A 25841-nucleotide genomic window follows, 5' to 3' on the forward strand; every position below is an offset into this window, starting at 1 on the left:
GTGAGCGACGTCAACCCCGTCGAGCCCGACCAGGCCCCCAGCGCCCCGCCGGCTCGCACCGACCGGGTCGAGGCCGACTACGACGCCTCCGCCATCCAGGTCCTCGAGGGGCTCGAGGCGGTCCGCAAGCGCCCCGGCATGTACATCGGCTCGACCGGTGAGCGCGGCCTGCACCACCTGGTGTGGGAGATCGTCGACAACGCGGTCGACGAGGCGCTGGCCGGCTACTGCGACCGGGTCGTCGTGACCCTCCTGGCCGACGGCGGGATCCGGGTCGAGGACAACGGTCGCGGCATCCCGACCGACACGGCGCCGGGCCAGGAGCTGCCCGCCCTGACGCTCGCGCTGACCGTGCTGCACGCCGGTGGCAAGTTCGGCGGCGGTGGCTACAAGGTCTCCGGTGGTCTGCACGGCGTCGGCGTCTCGGTGGTCAACGCCCTGTCCACGCGCGTGGTCGCCGAGGTCAAGAACCGCGGTCACCTGTGGCGCCAGTCCTTCACCCTCGGCGTGCCCGACGGCGACCTCGAGGAGGTCCGCGCGATGGAGCCGGGCGAGCGCACCGGCACCACCATCACGTTCTGGGCCTCCCCCGACATCTTCGAGACCACGACGTACACCCTGGAGACGATCACCTCGCGCATCCGCGAGTACGCCTTCTTGAACAAGGGCCTCGAGATCGTCGTGCGCGACGAGCGGCCGCAGGCCGACGAGCTCGCCGACGCCGTCGAGGACGACACGGTGCCCGCCGAGGTCGACGCCAACCGGCCCGACAGCATCAAGCGTGGGGAGACCGGCGGCATCGAGCAGGTCTTCCGCTACGACCGCGGCCTGGTCGACTACGTCGAGCACATCAACCGCAAGAAGCAGGCGGCGAACCCGACCATCATCTCCTTCGAGGCCGAGACGGCCCCCGGTGCCGACCGCGAGATGAGCCTCGAGGTCGCGATGCAGTGGAACACCTCGTTCACCGAGTCGGTCCACACCTTCGCCAACACCATCAACACCCACGAGGGCGGCACCCACGAGGAGGGCTTCCGCGCCGCGCTGACCTCCCTGGTCAACAACTGGGGCTCGGAGTGGGGCCTGATGAAGAAGCAGGAGGACCGGGTGTCGGGCGACGACATCCGCGAGGGCCTCACGGCGATCATCTCGATCAAGCTCGGCGAGCCGCAGTTCGAGGGCCAGACCAAGACCAAGCTCGGCAACACCGAGGCCAAGGGCTTCGTGCAGCGCGTGGTCAACGACCAGCTCGGCGCGTGGCTGGAGCAGAACCCGGCCGAGGGTCGCGAGATCATCCGCAAGGCCCAGGCCGCTGCGCAGGCGCGGATGGCCGCGCGCAAGGCGCGCGACCTGGCCCGCTCGCGCAAGGGCCTGCTCGGGGGCGGCGGCCTGCCCGGCAAGCTCTCGGACTGCCAGTCGACCAACCCGAACGAGTGCGAGGTCTTCATCGTCGAGGGCGACTCCGCGGGCGGCTCGGCCCGCCAGGGCCGGGACCCGCGGATCCAGGCGATCCTGCCGATCCGCGGCAAGATCCTCAACGTCGAGAAGGCGCGCATCGACAAGGTCCTGGGCAACCAGGAGGTCCAGTCGATCATCTCCGCCCTGGGCACCGGGATCCAGGAGGAGTTCGACCTGGACAAGCTGCGCTACCACAAGGTCGTGCTGATGGCCGACGCCGACGTCGACGGCCACCACATCAACACCCTCCTGCTCACGCTGCTGTTCCGCTTCATGAAGCCGCTGATCGAGGGCGGGTACGTCTACATGGCCCAGCCCCCGCTCTACCGGCTGCGCTGGAACAAGCCGCACGAGCACGAGTTCGTCTACTCCGACTCCGAGCGCGACGCGCTGCTGCGCGCCGGCCAGGAGGCCGGCAAGAAGCTGCCCAAGGAGAACCCGGTCCAGCGCTACAAGGGCCTCGGCGAGATGAACGCCAAGGAGCTGTGGGAGACCACGATGGACCCCGACCAGCGGCTGATGCTGCAGGTCACCCTCGACGACGCGGCCCACGCGGACGAGATCTTCTCGATCCTGATGGGTGAGGACGTCGAGCAGCGGCGCTCGTTCATCCAGCGCAACGCCAAGGACGTCCGATTCCTCGATATCTAGGTCTCTAGCACGATTCCTAGACACCTGTAGAAGCGATCAGAGAGAGCACCAGTGACCGAGACCCCGACCGACGGCGGCACTCCTCCCCCGACCGACGGCCCCGGCGGCCGGATCGAGCCGGTCGAGCTGCAGACCTCGATGCAGCGCGCCTACATCGACTACGCGATGGCCGTCATCGTCGGCCGCGCGCTGCCCGACGTCCGCGACGGGCTCAAGCCGGTCCACCGCCGGGTGCTCTACGCGATGTACGACGGCGGCTACCGTCCCGACCGCGGCTTCTCCAAGTGCTCGCGCGTCGTCGGTGACGTGATGGGTCAGTACCACCCCCACGGCGACACCGCGATCTACGACACCCTGGTGCGCCTCGCGCAGCCGTGGGTGATGCGCGCCCCGCTCGTGCAGGGCCAGGGCAACTTCGGCTCGCCGGGCAACGACTCGGCCGCCGCCATGCGGTACACCGAGTGCCGGATGGCGCCGCTGGCCATGGAGATGGTCCGCGACATCGACGAGGAGACCGTCGACTTCCAGCCGAACTACGACGGTCGCTCCGAGGAGCCGGTCGTGCTGCCGTCGCGGTTCCCGAACCTGCTGGTCAACGGCTCGGCCGGCATCGCGGTCGGCATGGCGACCAACATCCCGCCGCACAACCTCGGCGAGGTCGCCGACGGCGCCCGGTGGGCGCTCGAGCACCCCGACGCCACCCGCGAGGAGCTGCAGGACGCGCTCATCGAGCGGATCAAGGGCCCGGACTTCCCCAACGGTGCGCTCATCGTCGGGCACCAGGGCATCGAGCAGGCCTACCGCACCGGTCGCGGCTCGATCACCCAGCGCGCGGTGATCGAGGTCGACGAGGACGCCCGCGGCCGGACCTGCCTGGTGATCACCGAGCTGCCCTACATGGTCAACCCGGACAACCTCGCGCTGAAGATCGCCGAGCTCGCCGACTCCGGCAAGGTCCAGGGCATCGCCGACGTCCGCGACGACACCTCCGACCGCACCGGGCAGCGGCTGGTCGTCGTCCTCAAGCGCGACGCGGTCGCTCGCGTCGTCCTGAACAACCTGCTCAAGCACACCGAGCTGCAGACCAACTTCAGCGCGAACATGCTCGCCCTCGTCGACGGCGTCCCGCGCACCCTGTCGATCGACCAGTTCATCAGCAGCTGGGTCAGCCACCAGATCGACGTCATCCGCCGGCGTACGGAGTTCCGGCTGCGCAAGGCCGAGGAGCGCGCCCACATCCTGCGCGGCCTGGTCAAGGCGCTCGACATGCTCGACGAGGTCATCGCGCTGATCCGCCGCTCGCCGGACGTCGCCGAGGCGCGCGAGGGCCTGATCGCGCTGCTGGAGATCGACGAGCTCCAGGCCACCGCGATCCTCGACATGCAGCTGCGTCAGCTCGCCGCCCTGCAGCGTCAGAAGATCATCGACGACCTGGCCGAGATCGAGCTGCGGATCGCCGACCTCCAAGACATCCTGGCCAACGTCGCCCGGCAGCGCCAGATCGTCTCCGACGAGCTCGGCGAGATCGTCGACAAGTACGGCAACGAGCGGCGCAGCCAGATCATCGCGGCCGACGGTGACCTGTCGATGGAGGACCTGATCCCCGACGAGGACCTCGTCGTCTCCATCACCCGGGGCGGCTACGCCAAGCGCACCCGCGCCGACCAGTACCGCACGCAGAAGCGCGGCGGGAAGGGTGTGCGCGGTGCGACCCTGCGCGGCGACGACGTGGTGGAGCACTTCATCGCCACCACCAACCACCACTGGCTGCTCTTCTTCACCACCGCCGGACGGGTCTACCGCACCAAGGCCTACAACCTGCCGGAGGCGTCGCGCGACGCCAAGGGCGGCCACGTCGCGGGCCTGTTGTCCTTCCAGCCCGACGAGAACATCGCCCAGGTGCTGGCGATCCGCGACTACGAGCAGGCTCCGTACCTCGTGCTCGCCACCCGCAACGGTCTGGTGAAGAAGACCCGACTGGGCGACTACAACAGCCCGCGCCAGGCCGGCGTGATCGCCATCAACTTCCGCGAGGACGACGACGAGCTGATCGGCGCCGAGCTGGTCAACGCCGACGACGACATCCTGCTGGTCTCCCGCAAGGGGCAGGCGATCCGGTTCCGCGCCGACGACACCCAGCTGCGGCCGATGGGCCGGGCGACGTCGGGCGTCTCGGGCATGAAGTTCCGTGCCGGCGACTCCCTGCTGTCGATGTCGGTCATCCGTGCGGCGCAGGTCGCCGCGGAGGAGGCGGCCGAGGCCCGCGCCGCGGCCGCCGGCGACTCGACCGCGGCCGGTGACCTGCCGGACGTCAAGGAGCAGTACGTCTTCACCGTCACCGACGGTGGCTTCGCCAAGCGCACCCGGATCTCGGAGTACCGGCTGCAGTCGCGCGGCGGCATCGGCATCAAGGCGATGTCGCTGCAGAACGAGGAGCGCGGCCACCTCGTCGGCGCGTTCATCGTCGAGGAGGGCGACGAGATCCTCTCGATCACCCAGGCCGGCCAGGTCGTGCGCAGCCCGATCAATGCCGACTTCCGGCCCACCGGCCGCTCCACGATGGGCGTGAAGTTCGTGACCCCGAAGTCCGGGGACGCCGTCGCCGTGGTCGCCCGGTCGGTGGAGGCCCGCGTCGAGGAGGAGGTCGCTCCCGAATCCGGCGCCGAGGCAACCGAACCGGTCGTGGAATCGTCTGACGAGGGTACGGATGCAACAATCGAGGTGACCGCACCCGATCCCGACGACGAAAGTGACGGCTGATGACCGACCGCCAGGACACCGCCGTACGTGCGCCCCTGGGCGAGCGGATCTCCGCCAAGCTCTCGCGGGCGGCCGACGAGCACCGGGCGAACGCCCAGCCGAAGCCGGCCAAGGCGACCGCCAAGACCACCGGCGGCAAGCGTCCCCCGCGGCGCGCCCGGCTCCGCCTGACCCGCATCGACCCCTGGTCGGTGATGAAGACGGCGTTCCTGCTCGCGGTCGCCTTCGCGGTCGTGACCGTCGTGTCGGTGTTCATCATCTGGTCGGTACTCGCCGCCGCCGGCGTCTGGGACTCGATCAACCAGACCGTGCAGGACGTGGTGGGCGGCCAGGACGCGCAGGGCTGGGACGTCGAGTCCTACGTCGGCATGTCGCGCGTGATGGGCTTCACCATCCTGGTCTCGGTCGTCGACGTCGTGCTGATCACGGCGGTCGCGACCCTCAGCGCGTTCCTCTACAACATGGCAGCGGCGCTGCTCGGCGGCATCGAGCTGACGCTGTCGGAGGACGAGCGCTGAGCCTGCCGCCTCGGCAGGCCACCCGTTTTGTCCGCCTCTCCGGGGGTGGGGTAGTGTCCCCTCCGGTTCACGGGCCTATAGCTCAGACGGTTAGAGCGCTTCCCTGATAAGGAAGAGGTCACAGGTTCAAGTCCTGTTAGGCCCACTCACCCGGGGGCGGAACGCCCCCTCGGCCGCCCGGCCCCGACCCACGGGAGTGCACCATGAAGAAGATCCTGTTCCTCGCCCTCCTCGTCGGCGCCGCCGTCGTCGTGAAGCGCAAGCTCGACGAGGGCAAGAAGGAGCAGGCGCTCTGGGCCGAGGCCACCGACCCGGTCGCCCGCGGCTGACCCACCTCCCGCGCCGGCCGGTGCCGGCGTACCTCCCGCTGCTCCCCGCAGCGCCCGGGGGCCTTGGCGCAATTGGTAGCGCACCTGCTTTGCAAGCAGGGGGTTAGGGGTTCGAGTCCCCTAGGCTCCACGCAAGCAAAACCGCTGGTCAACGAGGGTATTCACTACCCGCCGCGACGGGTCAAACGGCGGCACACGTTGGGCGTCGTGCCCATACGTGCCCAATGCACGCCTGAAACATGGCGTGCCGACCCGTCAGGAGCACCCGCGATGAGTGCACGCACAAAGCAGCGCAAGAGCACCCGAGCGTCGTTCGGCAGCGTTCGCCGCCTGCCCTCCGGCCGCTATCAGGCCCGCTATACCGATCGGCAGTTGAACCGCCACACCGCCCCCCAGACCTTCGCCACCAAGACACAGGCCGAGGACTGGCTAGCGACCGTCCGCGCCGACGTTGTGCGCGGGACCTGGCGAGCGCCAGAACTCGGAGCCGTCACGCTGGCGGACTACGCACGCGACCACCTGTCCACCCGCGCTGACCTTGCTCCCCGGACGCGTCGCCTGTACGCCGACGTGCTGGCCGGATGGATCGCCACCCCGCTCGCACTCCCCACGAGCCCCGGACGCACGCGGGGCCGTGTGATCGACCTCGGAGCGGCCGAACTCCGCTCGATCTCCGTTGCAAGCGTCCGGGAGTGGCACGCGGCCGCGAGCCATACGGCCACACTCAACGCCGCGGCACGGGCCGAGGATGGTCGTCGACGCGCGGCTGCGCAGCAACGTCACGCGGCTCGGCTCTGGGCGTCGGCGCACGGGATCGCAGTCAAAGACACCGGCCGTCTCCCCCAGCGGGTACACGACGCGTGGCGCGCGGCCGGATCGCCGGGGGTGCCCACGACCTCGGACGGGCAGCCGGGCACGGCTCCGCGCGGCGCTGGCCGGGCGCAGGTCGCACAGGCATACCGCTTGCTCCGGATGCTCCTCGCCCAAGCCGTCCGGGATGGCCGACTCGACTCCAACCCGTGCCAACTTCCCCGCGCCGGTCAGGTGCGAGCTACGGAGCGCACGCCCGCAACCCCGGCGCAGATCGCCGCGCTGGCCGATGCAATGCCGGAGCGCTACGCCGCAGCGGTGCATCTGGCGGCATGGTCAGGACTGAGGGCCGGTGAACTGTTCGGGCTGGCCCGTCGTCACATCGACCTTGCCGCAGGAACCGTCCGCGTCGAGCGAGCGGTCACCTACATGCCCGGCGCAGCCCCAACGCTTGGCGACACCAAGAACGAGAGCAGCAAGCGGACCGTGCACCTGCCCCCGCACGTGATCGAGTTGCTGCGCGACCACCTCACTCGCTTCACGGGCCAGGCGCCGGACGCGCTGATCTTCACTGACCCGGCAGGCGGCATCGTCCCGCGTGACGTGCGTAAGGCCCCGTTCTGGCGCGCCCGAGTGGCAATCGGTCGCCCCGACCTCCGGTGGCACGACCTCCGGCACACGGGGGCCACCCTGGCGGCGCAGGCTGGGGCCACGCTGGCGGAGCTGCAACACCGACTCGGACACTCCACCGCCGCCGCCGCGATGATCTACCAACACCACAGCGCCGAGCGGGACCGGGCCATCGCTGCGCGGTTGAGTGACCTGGCCGACCCGAACACCAACGTCGTGCCGCTCCGAGCCGTCGGGGGTGCACGATGAACGACGACGGCTCCCTCTGGCAGTGGCAACTCTTGCCCGAGACCGACGACCCCGACACCGGAGACGTTGCTACGTCGCTGCCATGCCCCGCATGGTGCTCCCTGCCCGAGGGGCACGGATTCGAGGCCCGTCCGGGCGGGTTGCTCCGTGTCCACCGGCAACGCATGGGTGAGCGACCGACACACGTTGCCCTAGAGACCTACGAGCGTGCCGCCACCGCGGCCGGTCCGACCGATCTCGGGGCCGACGCGTCCGCAACCCTCGTGCGGGTCCAGTTCCCGCACGCCTCCGGATACCTGTCTCCGCGGGGCGCTCGTGCCCTCGCAGCGATGCTCACCGCTGCCGTCGATATCGCCGAGGGGTGACGCGGTGCCCGAGCAGGCCGTACCACCGACCACCGACAGCACACCCCGCCTCGTCTTGGTTGAGGGCGATCCGGACCGCTATCGCGACGCGCTTGGACGTGAGCGTCGTCGACGGCGCACCCGCGTGGGCCACTCCCGGCCCGGACTCCCGGCCGACCCCAGCAACCCATGGCACCTGTCGGTCAACGTGTGGGCCGAGCACCTACGTGCCCAGGCCAACACCACCGGCCGCTACCAGCGCGGCCTCGTCTCGGAGACCGAGCGCGCCAACTACCTAAAGCGGGTTGGTTGGCTTGCCGGTGACCACGTGGACCGCTCGCCGTGGTCCCTGACGGCCGACGATCTCGCGCGGTGGATCGAGCGGCAGGCTTGGTCACTGAACACCCGCCGTCATGTGGTCGTCGCCGTGAGAGCGTTCTACGCGTGGGCCGTGCGGGCCGGGCTCTGTGCACAATCACCGCTCGCCGGGGTGTCAGTCACAGCCCCGCAGGCACCTGGCCCCGACCGCGACGTGCTCCCGCCCGCCTGGCGGCAGCCAATGACCGACTGGCAGACCTGGCTCCGAGGAGCGGCACGAACGGAGGCCACCATCCGCACTCGACGCGAGCACCTGTCCAACCTCGCGAGCCTGCACAGCGATCCATGGACGGTCACCGAGGGCGACCTGTCGCGTTGGCTCTCGCGGTCAGATTGGTCCCCCGCCACGAAGCGAACCAAACGGGCGTCGGCCCGGTCGTTCTACTCATGGGCGGTTCGCGCCGGTCACCTTGGAAGTGACCCTGCAGCAGACCTCGACCCGATCCGGCAGCGACGCGCCCTGCCCCGCCCGACACCCACCGACGTACTCCGGACAGCCGTCGATGGGGCCGACGACCGCGTGCGGCTCGCGCTGTACCTGGCGCTGTACGCCGGACTACGACGCGCCGAGGTTGCGGGCCTGCACACCCGCGACATTGGCGAGAGAGCACTCACGGTTCGCGGCAAGGGTGGGCACGAGCGACTGGTGCCGCTGCACCCGATCCTCGCGGCCGAGCTGCACGCCGAGATCGACCGTCGTCGCGCCGGGACCGACCTCGGTAACGGCTGGGGATTGAGCGTGCCCGACCCTGACGGCTGGCTCTTCCCGGCCGGTGATGGCGACCGACACCTGACCCCGAAGTGGCTTGGGGTGTTGATCGGCAGATCGTTGGGCCCGGGCTGGACGGCGCACACGATCCGACACCGATTCGCCACCCAGGCATACCAGACGCAGCGGGACCTGCGAGCGGTGCAGGAGTTGCTCGGGCACAGCAAGCCGGAGACAACCGCCCGCTACGCGGCGGTACCGGACGGGGCGTTGGCAGCGGCCGTCCAGGGCGTGGAGTTGTGACGGCCGAACCTTCTGATAGGTATCTCGACCACTCAAGAGTAGATTCGCGGGAAGCGCGCGTGTCGTCTGCGCCCGCCGCACGATGATTGAGCCTCAGGAGCGAGATCAGATCCTCGTGTCTCGTTACGGTGCGGCCGCGGGCGCGTCGAGTCTCGTGGGTATCGACGGGCCGTGTCGGCGAGTTGGTGGCCCGGGTTCGAAGATGAGGTGGCCCTTTACCCCGCACCTCAAATGGTTGCTCTGATCGTTCAGGCAATCCGGATCGGTCCACCCCGATGCCAGAGTGAGGAAACGAGGCGGGCCGCGGTCAAGACGAGCCAGCGACGGCGCCCGAAATGGGAATTGGGGAGCGGCTCACCTTTCGGCGAACGGCTCCCCGTCCCAAGCGTTGTGTTCCAGACGATAGCACCATCGTACGGCGAAACGTATTCTCCTCGGCGTGTCTGACGTCGGATTGCCGGAGCGCATGCTGGAACAGGCTGCGCCGTGGACGCCGTGGAGCCGCCGTGCATGGGAACCGAGCAGCATCCTGCGTCTGCGCGAACTTTCAGAGGCGACTCGATGGGCACGGGAAGGGGTGCTCTCGACCAGTGCCGTGGCTTGGTACAGGCAGAGCCTTAGACCGCTAATTGGCCAAGACGCGGGGCTCGCGAGTGGCGCAATTCGGAGCCAACTCGACAGCCTCTTGAAGTCTGACTTCCCGTTCGACTCGCAGAGCCGTAGGCGACTCGACGTCCTCATCGAGCACGCAGACGAGCACTACCTCGAGAACTGGCACGCATCCCTGACCGCTGGTGCACCTGTGGAGGTGGAACGAGCATCTAGGTTCATCGTCGGTCACGTCATCGACTCCGGGTTCCATCCAAACTCCGTCCGGCGCACTGTCAAGAAGGCGATCAGTGAGGAGTTGGACACCGATCAGATCGTTGAGCGGCTTGCCAGGCTCTGTGACCAGCCCGTGCAGACCTTCGAAGGGATCGTGCCGCTGCTGGACGTCCCACAGCCGGGCATCATGGCAGCCCATGAGCGTTGGCGGGATCCACGCGCCACGAACGACATTCTGCGCGCCCACGAGTGGAAGGCCCGTCGCGAGCAGAGCGGTTCGCTCCACTTCGCCGTGTCGGCGCGTGATCCGTTCACCGCTGCGTTGCAGGTTCACGACGAGTTGCAGCGACTCGTTAGCCGAACCACGCTCCTTAGATCGGACGGTCAGCTCGGATACCAGGCTCACTGGTTCTGCACAACGACGAAGCACATCATGGAGCTCGGGCGACGCACCGACAACATCAGTGTCATGTCACCGGTCCGGACTGGACACCTCTACTCAGGCTCTTCGTCAAAGGCGATTGACGACGCCCTGACGCTCGCATCTAGCCTTAAGACCGGACCGGACTCGATCGCAGCGACGTCGTCTTGGGCGGCAATTGAAGCGCTCCTGTCCGCGGGCAGCGACTGGAACGAAGGGACCGGCAAGACCGTATCGGCGGACCGGGCCGCTTGGATTCTCACCGCAGCATGGCCGCGTGCGGAGCTGACTGCCTTGAGCTATCAGGTCGCCCGAGACAGCGGCGTTAGTTCAGCCGTTCGGCATCGACTGAAGACCGCGGGGGAGGATAACGCCAGGCGCTGCGCGATCGTTCTCCGAGCGCTAGAAGGCGGTGCCCTGGGTCCTCTGAGCAAGGCGGAGGAGGAGGCTGGTCGGCAGCGAATGCTCGGGCTGGTCGAGTCGCCCCGGCGGACTCTCCGACGTGTCGAGGGATACATCCAAGGCGCATTCCGCCGCCTCTACCGGCAGCGCAACATCGTTCTTCATGGTGGATCGACTCAGACCGTAGCGTTGCCTGCTGCCATTCGCACCGCTGGGCCGTTGGTGGGTGGTGTGCTTGATCGGCTTTGTCATGGCATCGAGGTCAGCGGGCGCGAGCCGCTGGACCTTGCAGCACAGGCCCGAACCGCCTTGGACGCAGCGGGAGACCCGGGGGGCTGGTCGTTGCACGAGCTGCTAGGCACCGAGTAGCGGGAGCAGGTCGGCCAACCTTGGGGAGAGAGAGGGAGGCAGTGATGCCTGCGCGCCGCCTTCGGACGCGGGAAAAAGTGCGCCTTCCAGATCGGCGAGCGCGGCCCGGCCTCGGTCGTCGAGCCAGATGAGCGAGGCGCGGCCTCCGGTCCGGCGCCGTCCGAGAAGTGACGGTGCTCCGGCTGCAAGGCAGTTCCGGATACGCAGCCCGGGACCCGATGTGTCCGACGCTCCAGGGCTCGGTGACCTCGTCGCCTGCGCGCCGACGTCGGCGGCGGGAACGGGGCCTGCTCCCGGAGGGCGAGCGCACCCCGACCGTGGGCCCTGATCGCCTCCTTCAGGCTCGCCCCCGGGCCGGTCCCGTCCGAACGGCGGCGATGCCCGGGTCGCCAGTTGGTTGCTCACGACTCAGGTCAGCTCCAGGTGCGCGGCCCGGGCGCGCAAACCTCGGCGATTTGCAAAGGCGCGCTTCCTGCCGACATCTGGCTTCCAGCAGGGTGGGCGTCGGTCAGCCCGGAGTGGTATCGAGTTGACCCGCAGCCGGAAGGTATCCGTCACACCGTTCCGCCCTGCCCTTAGCTGCGCTTCTCAACTAGCAGTGCAGACCGTTCGACCGCAGCGTGCGGTCACAGTCGCCTCCCTAGGTGGCACAGATACAGGAACCACGGACTCGGGTTAGCCCTGGAGTACGGGTTACGGAGCGGTGTCACTCAGTGGTGACGCGGACGGTGACACGTTCGGTGACACGTTCGGTGACACGTTCGGGAGTTATCCACAGGCGAACGTGTCACGGCAGGGTGAGCAGTGCGTGTCACTCGGCGATGACACGTTTGCCCGTTGCGCCACGGTGGTGGGGCGCCAGGCGGGTGACGACGTACTCCTGGTGCCTCCCACCACGGTGCACGTTTTGGTGCTGAGGGATGAGCAGTCCCCGTCGACAGAGTTCGGAGAGTGCGTTTCGGACGGTTCCTGGCGCGAGACGTGTGCGACGAACGAGGCTCTCGACGTCGCTGTAGGACGCCAGCCGTGAGGTTTCGCGTGCATCCTCGGAAACCGCGACGAGAACCATCAACTCACCTGGTGTCAGGTCGTCAGGCGCGTTGTCGAGCGCAAGGCCGACCAGTCTGCCGCTCACCCCGCGTCCTCGCCGCCCTCATCCAAGCGGGGGAACGTCGAGCACGAGACGCAAGTCTCCGTCAAACACGGCTGGCCGGTCGTCCCTGCCGTGGCTTGAAGACCATCACGTCGAAGTACTGCGGCGACACGTCGCCGCAGGCACGTCGTGCCGCCGAGCACTGCGACGTAGCTAGCTCGCGAGACTATGACGCGAATCCGCGCAAGCGTGCCTGCAGAGACGTGGGTGCCCTGCTGCGTGGGCGTCGACAGAAGCAGGACCCCGCGAGTTCCAGTTGGCCACCGGGCGTCGTCGTCGCTGTACTCGACGGCGTCGTTCTCCGTGATCTTCACAGCGCATCATCGGCGTCGCCGTACTCATCCTGGAGGTCTCGATCGAGCATGACGAGACCGGACTCCCATGTGATCGAAGGCCGATACAGCTGCGGCTGATCACCACGAACGACGAAGGGGGGACCGCCCGAGTCCGACCCGGACCACTGCCGACCGCGCGTGCCTCTCGCTAGCGTCGACTCCCCGTCGAGTTCAGCGACGAGGACCGCGCGAACAGCGGGCCGAGCGCCGCCAACAATGTGCACGGACGCCGCTGTGTCGGTCGCACCACGAACGAGTTCGACCAGGGTTGCAGTAACGGCTGGGATCTCGGTCAAGTCGATTGTGCAGTGAGACCCAGGCGGAGCGGAACGACATTCTCCGCGCACGACCGGGTGCCACGTGGTCTCGCCGTGGAGTCGTCGCCAGCGGGGCCAGATCCAGAGGGTCGTCGAATTCACCGAAGACTCCGGAGGCTCTGCGGTCTCGAAGCGGAATCGAGATAGGCGTCGAGGTCCTCCGGCCGCACTCGAACTTGCCGACCGATGTAGGTGCCGCGGAGGTGACCTGCGGCAATCAGTCTGCGGACGGTCTTGGCTGAGACTTCCAGCTGCTTGCCGGCATCCTCCAAAGTAAGGGTTCGCTTGTAGGACAAAGGAAACGCTTTCCAGTCCCTTGGCCCGGGCGCAGTCAACGGAGAACTCGCGTCGCAGCAGAGCAGCGAGTCGGTTGACCTGTGATTGGCACGGTCGACGAACTCAGGAGACGCGGCCGAAGGACCGCGCCCGGGCGCTTACGGGACTTCCTACTCGTGGCGTTCCGGCCGGACTGGGGGTCAAATGCCAGCCCCGGCGAACACGCGGTGGTGCTGCGAGAGAAAGGTGCGGCGTCAGCCCTGAGCGCCGTGCCAAGCAACGTTGGGCGCGTTGGGTGCGATAAGGAGGGTTTGGGCAGCCCACCTAGGTGGGGAGTTATTGCGTGACGTTGCCCAAGACGCCTGCGGCGTCGCTGGAGGGCGACCGGCGACCACAGGCCGCAGGGCAAGAAGCACCCTCATGAGCGCGCCCGCGGCGGCGAGCAGTTGGCCAGCGATCGCTCGCGCCTCGTCGGAACGATCGCCGGTGCGGGTACCTGCGGACGCAAGCAGGCTGTGGGCTGCAGCTCGAAGAGCCCCGACGTTACGTGATCCCGAAGCCAGGAGGCCCCGTCCTCGGGAGACACCGGCGGCAGTAGTGCGCTCTCGGGTCGCTGCGACTAACGACGCAGACGTGTGCGCTGCGGCGATCGTCGGCTCAACCGCCTTCAACAGACGCTCGGCCCGCGCGGTTTCGCGCTCCACTCTGGCGATGAGGCCGAGTGTCGGCTGCATGGCTTCGAGCATGCGGGCGGTATCGCGCTGGACCTTCAGCGCGTGTTCGATGGCGGAACTACCAAGACCCACCTCTGGAAGGTACGGCGGACCATCGACCGTCTGGATGGGACACGCCGGACCCGCACGGTCCCGCGCTGGCCCGTCGGCGGAGGGACTTGACCGCGGAACCGTCCGCGCGTGCCCTTTCGTGCCCAACCGGTGGGCACGATCTGTCCTCGACTGTCCAGTGGGGGCCGTTGCTGGTGGTAGCGTCCTTGCTGGTCAGATCGCGAATTTCGGTCTGACCAGGCACTACGCTCAATCAGTGTCGTCAGTTTTGCAAGCAGGGGGTTAGGGGTTCGAGTCCCCTAGGCTCCACCACGTGAAACCGCAGGTCAGCCTGCGGTGATCCTTCATTTCCGGCCTATCCCCCTACTCGCGTCCGCTGTGGGGGACTGGGGGAAAGCAACCCGAGGAGTGTGAGCCTCGGTCAAATCAGCTGGCGACGACCTTGGCGGCGGTGAAGAAGTCGATCGGCATCGGGGCCTCCAACTTCCAGGTGATGGCGATCGGCCGTTCGCCCTCGTGCTTGACGTAGGTGACCGGTCCGAGGAACAGGTACGGGGCGCCGGTGCCGTACTCGTCGACGGACGTCTCGCGAACGAACAGCAGGACGGTGCTGGTGCCGTTGAGGTACCGCTGGCCGGTTGGTGAGGTGACGGCCGTGCGACTCTGGGACTCCCAGTGGAACAGCGTCGGGCTGATCGGGTAGTCCCGATACATGGTGGTCGGTGAGAAGGCTGCCTCGGACTTCTTCAGCTGGATGAAGAACGCGTCGGTGTTGAGGTCGGGCACCCAGAGCACACCTTCGCGGAAGTTGATCGGGGGCTTCGCCAGGCTCGCGTCGCCGAGCGCGGCGAGCACCTCCTCTCGTCGGTAACGGCCGTGCACCTGCAGCGGGACGCCAGCAAGGTCGCCGGAGAGCTCGACAGTCGTGCGTCGCGCGTTCTCGAACCCGATGTCGACGAGGGTCGACAGCTCATGTGCGGCGACCTCGTTTGACCGGAGGGCCTCGATTCCGTCCTCGATGCTGGCGAACCCGCCACCATTGGGCCAGAGCGAGAAGAAGAGCATCTCGGCCAGGCGGCGTTCGGCCGGTGTCCAGGCCGTTGGCGCGATATCCGAGTTGAGGAACGACTGGTAGCTCCGCGCCCGCGGGCGGTCGTCGACGTGGATCAGTGACCGTCCGCGCTTGACGAGCTCGTCCTCCCGGGGACCTACCGGCCGGGTCTCGAAGCCAGCCTCCCGACGGAGCCGGGTCCAGGAGCGTCCGGACCTCAAGAGATCGGGGAGGGCGGCGCCGGATTCGTCGAGATACTCGCGCAGGTCGACGTTGCCGATGCCGCGCAGCTCGGTGAGCAGATCGCTCCAGCGGCTACCGATCTGGGTCTTGAGGTTCGCCAGGACGGCAGCCTGCGTCTCCTTGTCCATCACGATCTGGCAGCCGCTGGGCAGGAAGGGGAACTCTTCATCGATCGCGGTGCCGAGCCTGCTGCGCGACAGGCCGGTGAGGGCGGTGAGCTTGAGGTCCCAGCGGAATCGCTTGTGCTGGAGCCCGACGAAGTCGAGCACGGTGAGCACCGACTTCTCCGGGGTACGCCGAAGGCCGCGGCCGAGCTGCTGGAGGAAGACGGTGGCGCTCTCGGTCGGCCGCAGGAAGAGGATCGTGTCGACGTTGGGGATGTCGAGGCCCTCGTTGAACAGATCGACGGTGAAGAGCGCGTTCACGCTGCCGTCGCGGAGAGCCATGAGGGCCGAGGCGCGTTCGTGTGGTTTGTCGCTGCCGACGACGGCGCGGGCGGAGATGCCGGCCTCGTTGAACGCCGCTGCCATGTACTTCGCGTGCTCGATCGTCACGCAGAAGCCGAGCGCCCGCATCGATCCTGTGTCGAGGACCTTGTCGTGCACCTGCTTGAGGATGATCCGAGTGCGAGCGTCGTTGCCGGTGAAGAGGTTGGACAGCTCGCCGTCGTCGTACGTGCCGCGCTTCCAGCTGAGCCGGCTGAGGTCGGTATTGTCCGCGACGCCGAAGTAGTGGAACGGGCACAGCAGCTCGGCACCGAGTGCGTCCCAGAGCCGGAGCTCGGTGGCGACCCGGCCCCCAAAGAATGCATCGCGCACGTTGATGCCGTCGGCACGCTCTGGGGTCGCGGTCAGGCCAAGCAGTTCCCTCGGTGCGAGATGGTTGAGCAGCGTCCGGTACGTCTTGGCGGCTGCGTGGTGGAACTCGTCGATCACGACGATGTCGAAGGCATCAGCCGGCAGGTTCTCGACGCCGTATGAGCTCAGCGACTGGACGCTCGCGAAGACGTGCTTCCAGTCGCTCGGGAAGGCTCCGTCCACGTAGAGCTCGCCGAAGTTCGCGTCGGCCAACACCTCGCGATAGGTGCGCAATGACTGCGTGAGGATCTCCTTACGGTGCGCGACGAAGAGCAGCGAGGGCCGTCGGGCCGGGTCTGATGCGAGTCCTCGGTAGTCGAGGGCGGCGACGACGGTCTTGCCGGTTCCGGTTGCAGCGACGACGAGGTTGCGGTGGCGATCGTGCACGCTGCGCTCTGCCGTGATCTCGTCGAGCATCTCCTGTTGGTAGGAGTACGGGGTGACCGCGAGTCCAGACAGGGAGAGTGTGACGCGATCGGTCTGGCTGCGTCCGCCCGCCTCGGCGAGAGCGTTGTCGAGCCGGTCTGCGTCCCGTCCGGGCTGATAGGTCTCGAATGCTGCGTCGTTCCAATAGGTGTCGAACGTGGCGTTGAACTTCTCCAACAGCGCTGGCGTGCCGACCCGGGAGAGCCGGACGTTCCACTCGACGCCTTCGAGCATGGCGGTGTGGGTGAGGTTCGAGGAGCCGACGTACGCGGTGTCGAATCCGGTGTTGCGGTGGAACATCCAGGCTTTGGCATGGAGGCGGGTCCGTTGAGCGTCGTACTGCACCCTGACCTCGGCGTCATACTCACGCACCAGGTGGTCGAGGGCCCGTCGCTCCGTGGACCCTGTGTAGGTCGTGGTGATCACCCGAAGTCGGCCGCCTCGCTCGCGTAGCCGGCGCAGTTCGAGATCGAGGAGGCGCAACCCTGCCCAGCGGACGAAGGCGCAGAGGAGATCGACGCGGTCCGCGGTGTCGATCTCGGTGCGCAGCTCCGGCCCGAGACTCGGCTCGGACTTCGCATTCGTCATCAGCGTGGCCTCGGTCAGCGGCGTGCGCGGGCGGACGTCCGGATAGGTGACGAGGCCGGGGCCGGGCGATGGTGCGATCCGGAGCAGCTGTGAAGCCGGTGTCGTGACCTCGGCGCCGACTTCTTGCATTGCGTCGATCAGCTGGTTAGCGAGAACCACAGCGTCCTCAGCATTGAGGCTGGCGAATGCTTGGTGTGCCGAGGCATAGACGTGTCGGGCAAGGATGTGAGGGAGATCGACCGGGTCGACTTCCCCGGTGGCGACCTCGAGACCCGTCACCGTGGCTAGACGCTTCTGCAGGTCGGTGGTCACGAGCGATTCGTGTAGTCCAGATGCGATCGGCTCGAGCGTCATGGGTGCAGCTTTGCCCATCCGACCGACACGACAGCGCAGACCGGCCGGGTCTCAGTCCCATGAACCATCCAGAGCGCGAAACGCAGAACGCCGGATTCCAGTACCGATTCGTCACCGGTTGTCATGGACCGTCTCGGTGTCCGGACTGCGTGGCCCGCCTGTCAGCGCTCCATATCGCCCGCGATAACACCTGGCTATCCTGATCGCGTGGACATCCGTGCGGAACGCGTGGCGGCGGGCCTGAGCCAGTCGCAGCTGGCGCGTGCCGCGGGAGTGCCGCAGCCGAACCTGTCGGCATACGAGAACGGGCGGCGTGCCCCGTCGGCCGACGTACTCGGCCGCATCCGGCGTGCCGTGACCGGACCGCCGTCGCTGCGCCTCGAACAGCATCGGGACGAGATCCGCGCCGTGGTCGCTGCACACCATGCGCTCGAACCACGCGTCTTCGGCTCGATCGCGCGGGGCGAGGACACCGCCGGTTCCGATGTCGACCTTCTCGTCGAGTTCACCGACGAGGCGTCGCTTCTCGATGAGGTCGGGTTGCGCCTGGCGCTCTCCGACCTCCTCCAGGTCGAGGTCGACGTCGTGAGCGTCGACGCCCTGCGCGGCTCCCTCCGCGAACAAGTCCTACGCGAAGCGGTGCCGGTGTGACCGATCCGCAGGCCAAGGCCCGCGATGCCGCGGAGCGCACCGTGGCCATGTGCGACGTGCTCGCGGAGCTGACGCGGATGGACGTCGAGGAGTTCGTGGGCGACATCCGGACCCAGTGGGCAGTTGAGATGGGTTTGATCCGCATCGGTGAGGCGGTCAACCGGATCCCGGTGGGCGTCCTCACCCGGTTCCCTGACCAGCCGTGGCGTCAGATCGTCGCGATGCGCAACGTCGCCGCCCACCAGTACGACGACCTCGAGCCGCACCGGGTCTGGCGCACCGTGACCCGCGACGTGCCAGCACTGCGCGCATATCTCGCCGAGGTCGTCCTGCCCGAGATCCAGGCATGAGCGACGCCCACCAGCCCTCAGGCAGGTGGATGCCGGCATCCGCCGCGTTCGAGCAGTGATTGACTCAGCGCCGTGCCTGATCCGAAGGATGTCGAACGCCTGGCGAGGCGACTGGTCGCGGACGCCGATCCGCAGGAGGTCCGTGCTCTGCTCGAGGCGCTGATGGGTGCGCAGTTCACCAGCATCGACGAGATGCTGGGACGCGACGAGGCGCCGACGCTGCTGCCGGTGCCCGCCGAGGTGCGCGGCTTCCGGGCGCGGCTCGACCTGCACGGCGCGAAGCCGCCGGTGTGGCGTCGCCTCGAGCTGCCTGGCGATCTGACCCTGCCGCGGCTGCACGACGTGATCCAGGCCTCGATGGGCTGGTACGACAGCCACCTGCACCGGTTCCGCACCGGTCGTGATCCCTACTCGCCCTACTTCGTCACGCGCGGCGACATCGAGGAGGGAGAGGACGGGACGCTCGAGGACGACGTGCGGCTCGACCAGCTCGTCGCCGCGAAGGGCGACGAGCTCTGGTACGAGTACGACTTCGGCGACGGCTGGGATCACCGCCTGGTCGTCGAGGAGGTGCTCGCGGAGGCGCCGGGGACGGTGCGCTGCACGGGTGGCCGGATGGCCTGCCCACCCGAGGACTGCGGCGGCCTCGGTGGCTACGAGGAGCTCGCCGGATGGGTTCGCAGCGGGTACGACGCCACGCAGCTGCCCGGGGTGTTCGAGGACGCCGAGGACGCCCATGCGTGGCTCCCCGTCGACTGGGACCCGGACCACTTCGAGATCGAGGAGGCGAACGCTGCCCTGGCGATCGTCGTCGCCGAACCGATCGCTGTGACGGGCGAGTTGGCCGCGCTGGCCGAGGAGCTGGAACGTCGCGGCGACTGGTCGCTGCGCGAGGTGCTCGCCCATCCACTCTCCCACGGCCCGACCGAGGTCAGCGACGATGAGGCCGCGAGGCTGACCGAGCCGTTCCGGATCCTCCTCGACCTCGTCGGCAGCGGCGTCACGCTGACCAGCGCGGGTTACCTCCCACCAGCAGTGGTGGAGCAGATCGCCGAGCGCAGCGGCATCACGGCGTGGTGGATCGGCAAGGCGAACCGGGAGGACCTGACGCCACCGGTCGCCCAGGTGCGCGACCTGGCTCGTGCTCTCGGTCTGGTCAGCGTCCGCAAGGGCCGGCTGAGCCCGACCGCGGCAGCGGTCCGCTGCCAGGACGCGCAGGCGCTCTGGCGGCACATCGTCAGTCGTCTCCCGCTCGGCACCAGGGACGCCGAGCGTCAGGCCGGCTGGTCGGCGCTCGCCGTGGTCGGCAGTGGCGCGCCGGCGGAGCAGTGGCGCACCCAGATCAGCGAGCTGATGTTCGCGCTCGGCTGGCGATGCGGGGACGACCGGTACGCGCCGCCGTCGGCGAGCAGCCCGACGCTCGACGCTCTGCACCTGCTGGCCGGCGCAACCCGGTCCCGCTGGGGCGAGACCCGCGGGGTCGATCTCGCGGTCGCGGCCACGGCTCGCTCTGCGGTCCACCGACGCTGAGGGCCTACCCGCTGGCCAGCCGGGCTGTCAGCGACGCGGGGGCGCCGCGCGGTCCCACCACCCGCCGGGCCGTCCCTCCGAGATGATGCGCACCACGATCTCGAGTTCCCGAGTTGGTCCACCGCTGCGCATCGCGGCGGCGCGAGTCGCAGGACGCGATCCACGGACGCGGGGGCGCCCTCGGCCCTACGCTGGCGGCGAGCGAGCGGCGCCGATCCCGGGCGGGCCACGAGGATCGGAGGGGTCTGCATGTACGTGCTCATGAGCAGTGCCGGGTGGTTCACCGTGGGGATCATCGGCGTGATCATCTGGATCGCCATCGCGTTCTGGCCGGCGCGGGTGGCGAGCCGGAAGGGCCACAGCTTCTTCGGCTACTTCATCCTGAGCCTGTTCTTCTTCCCGCTCGCGCTGATCATGGCGTACGTCGTGAAGGACCGCGCCGGCAACTACGTGCGCAGCTGAGGTTCACGAGCCGGCGAGGGCGGCGTACTCGCTCGGGTCGTGGGCGCTGAAGATCGTCACCTCGTCGGCGTGCCCGCGCTGCAGTTCGCGCAGGCGCTCCTGGTTGGCGACGCGCTGCTTGTTGTCCACGGCCATCGCCACCTGGAAGGTCCGCAGGGTCACCGGCGGGGTGGGTGGGGTCTGCTTCTCACCGGCGTGGAAGTAGGAGTCGCCGGCGTGCAGCAGCCAGCCCCCCTCCGGACGGCGTACGGCGACGCCGCAGTGCCCGCGGGTGTGGCCCTGGAGCGGGACGAGCAGCACGTCATCGCCGAGGGCGGTCACCGTCTCGAAGCCGAACCAGGCGTCGCCGGGCACGTCGTGGCGCACCCACTGCGGCCCGTGCGCGCGCTGCACCTCGAGGTAGCGGGCCTTCTCGCGGGCGGTCGGGTGCAGCGCCGCCTCGAGCTCGTCGGTGAAGACGTGCACCCGCGCGTGCGGGAAGTCCGCCAGCCCGCCGACGTGGTCGAGGTCGAGGTGGGTGAGCGCGATGTCGGTGACGTCGGCCGGCTCGTGGCCGAGCGCCCGCACTTGCGCGACGGCGGTCTCCGCGGGGTCGAGCACCGGCCGCACCACCGACCGGAACGGCCGCCCGAGCCGCTTCGGGTCGGCGCAGTCCGCCGCACCGAAGCCGGTGTCCACCAGCAGCAGCCCCTCGGGCCGCTCCACCAGGAGGCAGTGCGCGACCATCGGCGCGGTCGCGAGCGGGCGCATGGTGGCGCAGTTGAGGTGCCGGATCGTCATGCGCCGATCCTGCCGGGTCAGCGCCCCTCGTGGGCGTGCAACGCCCGGACCGTGGGCGAGGTCGCGACCGTCGCGGGGTCCGGGTAGGTGCCGAGCAGCCGGTCGGCGGTCCCGGCGGTCGTCACGGTGAACCAGTAGTGCTCGTTCTTGTAGTGGTGCAGCCGATGGTTGCGCCACACGTGGCGGTACCACCGCGACCGCGGCCGGTAGTCGCTGTGCACCAGGTAGTGGGTCCACTCGTAGCCGAGCTTGATGCCGTAGACCGACACCAGCAGCGTGAACATGCTCGAGCTCGACGGCGTGACCAGCCACGCGACCACGACGTACGACGGCAGCAGCCAGACCAGCGCCGGCCACGGGATGAACACCAGCGGGATGTCGCGCGGGTCGGCGTGGTGGGCCCGGTGCTTGCGGGCGAGCAGCGAGTCGATCGCGACCGGCCCGAGCCGGCGGGGCCGCCAGTGCAGGATGACGACGTGGATGACCCACTCGATGAGCGGGAAGAGCGCCACCAGCCCGACGGGGATCGCGAGCTCCCACCACGAGCCCGGCCCGGCCAGCACGCGTGCGGTGACCGCGGCGACCAGGAAGGCCGAGATCATCCAGGGGCTGGGGGCGCGCCAGAAGGACCGCCAGGCGGCACCGAGCGAGACGTTGGTGCGCCGGGAGCCGGTGATGCGCTGCTCGTCGGCAGCAAGCCGCCGGGCGGCGAGCTCGTCGATGTCGGTCATGACTCCTCCGAGGCGGGGGTGGTGAGGGCGTCCAGGGCGGACAGGATGCTGGTCGTGGCCGGCCGGAGCACGCGGTCGGCAGCGGCCCGCGCGGTGTCGGGGTCGCCGGCCCCGATCGCCGCGGTGAGCACCCGGTAGGCGCCGACCTGCCCGACCTCCTCGGCCATCACGGGGGCGAGCGCCTCGAGCGCGGGCTCGTAGGCCGCGCGCAGGCTGTTGAACATCAGCCGGAAGACCAGCGAGTCGGCCGCGTCCACCACGACATCCCAGAAGGCGAGCGCCTGCACCTGCTGCTCCACGCCGTCGGGGGCCGCCGCGAGCGCGTCGACGGTGGTGGTGAGCGCCGCCTCGATGGCCGGTCCGCCGCGCTCCGCGGCCAGGGCCGCCACCGCCGGGCCGACGGCCAGCCGCGCCTCGAGCACGCTGCGGGCGACCGCCGGGTCCAGCTCGCCGCGGCGCACGAGCAGGCGCGGCAGCAGGTCGAGGCCGGCGTACCGCCGGAAGTCGCGCACCGTCGTCGTGCCGCCGTGGCGGACCTCGAGCAGCCGGGTCTGGGCCATCCGCTGCAGCGCCTCGCGCACCGCCGGCCGGGACACGCCGAGCACCTCGGCGAGCCGGCGCTCACTCGGCAGCGGCTCCCCGGCGCCGATGCCGCCGTCGACCACCTCGCCCAGGACCTGGTCGAAGACCTCGTCGGGGACGGAGCGGCGGGTGACGGGCTGCAACGGCATGCCGGGACGGTAGGCAGGTCCGCCACCGGTGGTCAAGTGGTCAGACCAGATGCTGGCGCCGTACGCTGGCGGGCGTGCCCCGCAAGCTCGCCCCGCGCTACTGGGGCGGGCACCTGCTGGCGCTGCTGGCGGTCGGCGCCGCCGTCGCCCTGGGGCTCTGGCAGCTCGGCGCCTGGCAGGCGCACCGCGAGGCGCAGGCGGCCAACATCACCGACCGCACGCCGGTCCCGCTGGCGAGCGTGATCGGGCCCGACGACCCGTTCCCGGGGAGCCGGGTCGGGCAGCCCGTCGTGGTGTCGGGCACCTGGGTGCCCGGCGGGACGGTCTACGTCTCCGGTCGCGAGCGCGACGGGGTGGACGGCTACTGGGTGGTGACGCCGGTGGCGGTCGGCGGCGCCGGGTCCTCGGCGCTGCCGGTGGTCCGCGGCTGGGTCGCGGACCCCGCGGACGCGCCGGCCCCACCGACCGGCCCGGTCGAGCTCAACGCGTGGCTGCAGCCTCCCGAGGGGACCGGCGACCCGGACCCCGACCCCACCGACGACGTCCTCCCGCGGCTGCGGATCGCGGACCTGGTCCAGCACGTCGACCAGGACCTGTACGGCGGCTACGGGGTCGCGCAGCAGCCCGGGCCCGGCCTGCGGGCCGCGACCCTGGCCCAGCTCCCGCAGGTCGGCGCGCTGACCAGCATCCGCAACCTGCTCTACGCGATCGAGTGGTGGTTCTTCGGGGCGTTCGCCGCGTTCATCTGGTGGCGCTGGGTGACCGAGCCGACACCGGAGGAGCAGGCGGAGCAGGGGGCCGACGACCCCGCGGAGGACACGTCCGTAGGCTGAGCACCGTGAGGCTGTTCTGGACCTACCGGGTGCTCGCCATCGTCGTCGGCGTGCTCCTCGCGTTCTGCTCCTTCGTCGCCCTGCCGCTGCGCTACCTCCCGGCCCAGGGCACCGACCTCCAGCGGCTCGGCGAGACCCTGAGCATCATGTGGGTGGCCCACGGCTGGGTGTTCATGGCCTACGTCGTCGTCACCTTCCTGCTCGCCCGCCGGCTGCGCTGGTCGATCGGCTACACCGTGCTCAACCTCGCCGCCGGGCTCATCCCGCTGCTGATCTTCTGGATGGAGCACCAGGTCAACCTCAAGGTGCGTGCCGAGCACCCCGAGCTCGTGGGACCCTCCACAGTGTGAACTGCGGTGTCGCCTGCGGCCTGACCGCCTCCGTGAGCCCGGGATGAGCACCGCCTTCGTCCTCGGTGGCGGCGGTGCGCTGGGCGCGGTCGAGGTCGGCATGCTCCGCGCGCTCCTCGAGCGTGACGTGCGGCCCGACCTGGTGCTCGGCACGAGCGTCGGCGCGCTCAACGGCGCGATCGTCGCCCGCGAGCCGGGACCGGGCGCGCTCGCGAAGCTGACCGCGCTCTGGCAGCGCGCCGCCGAGCCGCAGGGCCCGCAGGTGTACGGCGACAGCGCGCTGCGCACCGTGCGCCGCGCCGTGTCGACCAAGACCCACCTGTGGTCCGCCGACCCGCTGCGCGCCGCCCTCGACGAGGAGCTCGGCGACGTCACGTTCGAGGAGCTGCCGGTGCGGTTCCAGGTCTGCGCCGCGAGCATCGAGCGCGCCGCCGAGCACTGGTTCACCACCGGGCGGGTCGTCGACGCGGTCGTCGCCAGCGCCGCCGTACCCGGGCTGCTGCCGCCGGCGCAGGTCGGCGACGAGCACTACCTCGACGGCGGCATCGTCAACTCGATCCCGCTCGGCCGGGCGGTCCAGCTCGGCGCCACGCGCGTCTTCGTGCTGCAGGTCGGGCGCATCGACCGGCCGCTGGCGGTCCCGCGGCGGCCCTGGGAGGTGGCGAAGGTGTCCTTCGAGATCGCTCGGCGGCACCGCTTCAACCGCGAGCTCGCCGAGCTGCCCGACGGCGTGGTCGCCCACGTGCTGCCCGCGCGCGGCACCTCCGCGCGCGACGACACCCTGCTCGGCAGCCGGGACTTCTCCACGATCCAGCAGCGCATCGACGAGACGTACGCCGCGGCGGCCGCCTACCTCGACGAGCACCTGTGAGCCAGCCGGCCGGCACCTGGGCGCTGCGGCGGCTCGTGCTCGCGCCGGGGACCGTGGCGGTCGTGGTGCTGCTCTGGGTCACGCTGCCCGTCTGGCTGCTGGCGGCCGCGGCCCTCTCGCCGCTGGTGCCGGGCCACCTGCGCGCGCTGCGCATCCTCTGGGTCGCGATCGTCTACCTGACCTGCGAGGCGATCCTGCTCGTGGTCATGTTCGGGCTGTGGATCTCGTCGGGCTTCGGATGGCGGCTGCGGACGCCGTACTTCCAGGGCATCCACTACGACCTGGTCCAGGGCACGATGTGGGTCTTCTTCCACGAGGCGCGGCGGGTGCTGCGGCTGCGGATCGGGACCGAGGGACCGGCGCCGGACGCACACCCGGGCCGGCCGATCCTGGTCTGCTGCCGGCACGCCGGCCCGGGCGACTCGTTCGTGCTGATCCACACGCTGATGGCGTGGTACGACCGCGAGCCGCGGGTCGTGCTCAAGGACACCCTGGCGTGGGACCCGGCGATCGGCGTCCTGCTGCACCGGATCCCGGCGCGGTTCATCACCCCGAACCCGGGAGCCGGTGGAGAGGCGCTCGAGCAGCAGATCGCGTCCCTGGCCACCGGGCTGGACGAGAACGACGCGTTCGTGATCTTCCCCGAGGGCGGCAACTTCACCCCGGAGCGCCGCCGGCGCGCCATCGACCGGCTGCGCCGGCTCGGGATGGAGCGGATGGCCGCGCGGGCGGAGGAGATGATGCACGTGCTCGCACCCCGCCCCGGCGGGTTCCTCGCCGCGCTCGACGCAGCTCCGGAGGCCGACGTGGTGCTGGTCGCGCACACCGGGCTCGACCACCTGGTCACGGTCGCCGACGTGTGGCGCGAGCTGCCGATGGACAAGCAGATCGTGATGCGGTGGTGGCAGGTGCCGCGCGCCGAGATCCCGGCGGGTCGCGAGGCGCGGATCGACTGGCTCTTCGCGTGGTGGGAGCGGATCGACGACTGGATCGACGCCAACCGCCCCTGAG

Annotated in this window: 21 protein-coding genes and 2 tRNA genes; 17 read left to right on the forward strand and 6 right to left on the reverse strand. The window is 69.5% G+C overall.

The genetic code is table 11. The features are described 5' to 3' along the window. The 9 genes from gyrB (at position 1) to ACILRH_RS01470 (ending at position 11156) form a co-directional block, all read left to right on the forward strand. The gene (gyrB, locus tag ACILRH_RS01430; protein WP_395690350.1) at positions 1-2109 is read left to right on the forward strand and encodes a DNA topoisomerase (ATP-hydrolyzing) subunit B; all 2109 of its coding nucleotides are present in this window, start codon (positions 1-3) and stop codon (positions 2107-2109) included. A 138-nt stretch (positions 2110-2247) separates the two neighbouring features. Continuing rightward, positions 2248-4869 carry a DNA gyrase subunit A gene (gene gyrA, locus ACILRH_RS01435; RefSeq protein ID WP_395691200.1) on the forward strand — a complete coding sequence of 874 codons (2622 nt, stop codon included), beginning with the start codon at positions 2248-2250 and terminating at the stop codon, positions 4867-4869. Further along, positions 4869-5387, forward strand: coding sequence for a DUF3566 domain-containing protein (locus ACILRH_RS01440; RefSeq protein WP_395690351.1), 519 nt, complete (start codon positions 4869-4871; stop codon positions 5385-5387). The genes gyrA and ACILRH_RS01440 overlap by 1 nt, the downstream gene beginning before the upstream one ends. Positions 5388-5458: 71 nt before the next feature. After that, positions 5459-5532 (forward strand) — tRNA-Ile (locus ACILRH_RS01445). 58 nt (positions 5533-5590) lie between these two features. Further along, entirely contained in the window at positions 5591-5716 is a 126-nt protein-coding gene (locus tag ACILRH_RS01450) for a DLW-39 family protein (RefSeq protein WP_395690352.1), read from the forward strand. A 57-nt stretch (positions 5717-5773) separates the two neighbouring features. After that, positions 5774-5846: transfer RNA gene (locus tag ACILRH_RS01455), tRNA-Ala, on the forward strand. A gap of 140 nt (positions 5847-5986) precedes the next feature. After that, positions 5987-7405: a tyrosine-type recombinase/integrase gene (locus ACILRH_RS01460; RefSeq protein ID WP_395690353.1), complete on the forward strand. Its 1419-nt coding sequence runs from the start codon at positions 5987-5989 to the stop codon at positions 7403-7405. A gap of 369 nt (positions 7406-7774) precedes the next feature. Then, a complete protein-coding gene (locus tag ACILRH_RS01465) occupies positions 7775-9139 on the forward strand; it encodes a tyrosine-type recombinase/integrase (RefSeq protein ID WP_395690354.1) in 1365 nt (454 codons plus the stop codon). A gap of 439 nt (positions 9140-9578) precedes the next feature. Further along, positions 9579-11156 carry a hypothetical protein gene (locus ACILRH_RS01470; protein ID WP_395690355.1) on the forward strand — a complete coding sequence of 526 codons (1578 nt, stop codon included), beginning with the start codon at positions 9579-9581 and terminating at the stop codon, positions 11154-11156. A 1131-nt stretch (positions 11157-12287) separates the two neighbouring features. Here ACILRH_RS01470 and ACILRH_RS01475 read toward each other — a convergent pair. The 3 genes from ACILRH_RS01475 to ACILRH_RS01485 all read right to left on the reverse strand — a co-directional run bounded on the left by ACILRH_RS01475 (position 12288) and on the right by ACILRH_RS01485 (position 17541). Beyond that, a complete protein-coding gene (locus ACILRH_RS01475; protein ID WP_395690356.1) occupies positions 12288-12623 on the reverse strand; it encodes a hypothetical protein in 336 nt (111 codons plus the stop codon). Between the two features lie 436 nt (positions 12624-13059). Further along, on the reverse strand, positions 13060-13296 hold the full coding sequence (locus ACILRH_RS01480; protein ID WP_395690357.1) for a helix-turn-helix domain-containing protein: 237 nt from the start codon (positions 13294-13296) through the stop codon (positions 13060-13062). A 1152-nt stretch (positions 13297-14448) separates the two neighbouring features. Then, positions 14449-17541, reverse strand: a complete 3093-nt coding sequence (locus ACILRH_RS01485; protein ID WP_395690358.1) for a DUF3427 domain-containing protein — start codon at positions 17539-17541, stop codon at positions 14449-14451. A gap of 207 nt (positions 17542-17748) precedes the next feature. On the opposite strand from ACILRH_RS01485, the gene ACILRH_RS01490 reads away from it, so the two are divergent. The 4 genes from ACILRH_RS01490 to ACILRH_RS01505 all read left to right on the forward strand — a co-directional run bounded on the left by ACILRH_RS01490 (position 17749) and on the right by ACILRH_RS01505 (position 20534). After that, positions 17749-18192 (forward strand): helix-turn-helix domain-containing protein, encoded by a 444-nt coding sequence (locus ACILRH_RS01490; protein ID WP_395690359.1) that lies wholly within the window; start codon positions 17749-17751, stop codon positions 18190-18192. Next, a complete protein-coding gene (locus ACILRH_RS01495; protein WP_395690360.1) occupies positions 18189-18542 on the forward strand; it encodes a DUF86 domain-containing protein in 354 nt (117 codons plus the stop codon). Before ACILRH_RS01490 ends, ACILRH_RS01495 begins: the two co-directional genes overlap by 4 nt. A 72-nt stretch (positions 18543-18614) precedes the next feature. Beyond that, complete coding sequence (locus tag ACILRH_RS01500; RefSeq protein ID WP_395690361.1) at positions 18615-20072, forward strand: plasmid pRiA4b ORF-3 family protein; 1458 nt, start codon at positions 18615-18617, stop codon at positions 20070-20072. Positions 20073-20321: 249 nt separating this feature from the next. Beyond that, the gene (locus ACILRH_RS01505) at positions 20322-20534 is read left to right on the forward strand and encodes a hypothetical protein (RefSeq protein WP_395690362.1); all 213 of its coding nucleotides are present in this window, start codon (positions 20322-20324) and stop codon (positions 20532-20534) included. Between the two features lie 3 nt (positions 20535-20537). On the opposite strand, the gene ACILRH_RS01510 is transcribed toward ACILRH_RS01505, so the two are convergent. From ACILRH_RS01510 to ACILRH_RS01520, 3 genes are read right to left on the reverse strand one after another with little or no spacing between them, the layout of a single operon-like run. Beyond that, complete coding sequence (locus ACILRH_RS01510; RefSeq protein WP_395690363.1) at positions 20538-21314, reverse strand: MBL fold metallo-hydrolase; 777 nt, start codon at positions 21312-21314, stop codon at positions 20538-20540. A 17-nt stretch (positions 21315-21331) separates the two neighbouring features. Next, positions 21332-22045: a sterol desaturase family protein gene (locus ACILRH_RS01515; protein ID WP_395690364.1), complete on the reverse strand. Its 714-nt coding sequence runs from the start codon at positions 22043-22045 to the stop codon at positions 21332-21334. Next, positions 22042-22776, reverse strand: coding sequence for a FadR/GntR family transcriptional regulator (locus tag ACILRH_RS01520; protein WP_395690365.1), 735 nt, complete (start codon positions 22774-22776; stop codon positions 22042-22044). The genes ACILRH_RS01515 and ACILRH_RS01520 overlap by 4 nt, the downstream gene beginning before the upstream one ends. Positions 22777-22850: 74 nt before the next feature. On the opposite strand from ACILRH_RS01520, the gene ACILRH_RS01525 reads away from it, so the two are divergent. The 4 genes from ACILRH_RS01525 to ACILRH_RS01540 are packed head-to-tail and all read left to right on the forward strand — an operon-like array spanning position 22851 to position 25840. Beyond that, positions 22851-23609, forward strand: coding sequence for an SURF1 family protein (locus ACILRH_RS01525; RefSeq protein WP_395690366.1), 759 nt, complete (start codon positions 22851-22853; stop codon positions 23607-23609). 5 nt (positions 23610-23614) lie between these two features. Further along, a complete protein-coding gene (locus ACILRH_RS01530; protein ID WP_395690367.1) occupies positions 23615-23959 on the forward strand; it encodes a DUF3817 domain-containing protein in 345 nt (114 codons plus the stop codon). Between the two features lie 43 nt (positions 23960-24002). Continuing rightward, positions 24003-24830: a patatin-like phospholipase family protein gene (locus tag ACILRH_RS01535; RefSeq protein ID WP_395690368.1), complete on the forward strand. Its 828-nt coding sequence runs from the start codon at positions 24003-24005 to the stop codon at positions 24828-24830. Further along, the gene (locus ACILRH_RS01540; RefSeq protein ID WP_395690369.1) at positions 24827-25840 is read left to right on the forward strand and encodes a 1-acyl-sn-glycerol-3-phosphate acyltransferase; all 1014 of its coding nucleotides are present in this window, start codon (positions 24827-24829) and stop codon (positions 25838-25840) included. Before ACILRH_RS01535 ends, ACILRH_RS01540 begins: the two co-directional genes overlap by 4 nt. Position 25841 lies beyond the last annotated feature (1 nt).

The sequence above is a fragment of the Nocardioides sp. genome (genome assembly GCF_044226765.1).
Lineage (GTDB): Bacteria > Actinomycetota > Actinomycetes > Propionibacteriales > Nocardioidaceae > Nocardioides.

Excerpts from the sequence above, each read along its gene's own strand:
- ACILRH_RS01460 (WP_395690353.1), top strand. The coding sequence starts at position 5,987 with ATGAGTGCACGCACAAAGCAGCGCAAGAGCACCCGAGCGTCGTTCGGC.
- ACILRH_RS01485 (WP_395690358.1), bottom strand. The coding sequence starts at position 17,541 with ATGACGCTCGAGCCGATCGCATCTGGACTACACGAATCGCTCGTGACC.
- ACILRH_RS01515 (WP_395690364.1), bottom strand. The coding sequence starts at position 22,045 with ATGACCGACATCGACGAGCTCGCCGCCCGGCGGCTTGCTGCCGACGAG.
- ACILRH_RS01450 (WP_395690352.1), top strand. The coding sequence starts at position 5,591 with ATGAAGAAGATCCTGTTCCTCGCCCTCCTCGTCGGCGCCGCCGTCGTC.
- gyrA (WP_395691200.1), top strand. The coding sequence starts at position 2,248 with ATGCAGCGCGCCTACATCGACTACGCGATGGCCGTCATCGTCGGCCGC.
- ACILRH_RS01535 (WP_395690368.1), top strand. The coding sequence starts at position 24,003 with ATGAGCACCGCCTTCGTCCTCGGTGGCGGCGGTGCGCTGGGCGCGGTC.
- ACILRH_RS01520 (WP_395690365.1), bottom strand. The coding sequence starts at position 22,776 with ATGCCGTTGCAGCCCGTCACCCGCCGCTCCGTCCCCGACGAGGTCTTC.
- ACILRH_RS01505 (WP_395690362.1), top strand. The coding sequence starts at position 20,322 with ATGTACGTGCTCATGAGCAGTGCCGGGTGGTTCACCGTGGGGATCATC.
- ACILRH_RS01510 (WP_395690363.1), bottom strand. The coding sequence starts at position 21,314 with ATGACGATCCGGCACCTCAACTGCGCCACCATGCGCCCGCTCGCGACC.
- ACILRH_RS01440 (WP_395690351.1), top strand. The coding sequence starts at position 4,869 with ATGACCGACCGCCAGGACACCGCCGTACGTGCGCCCCTGGGCGAGCGG.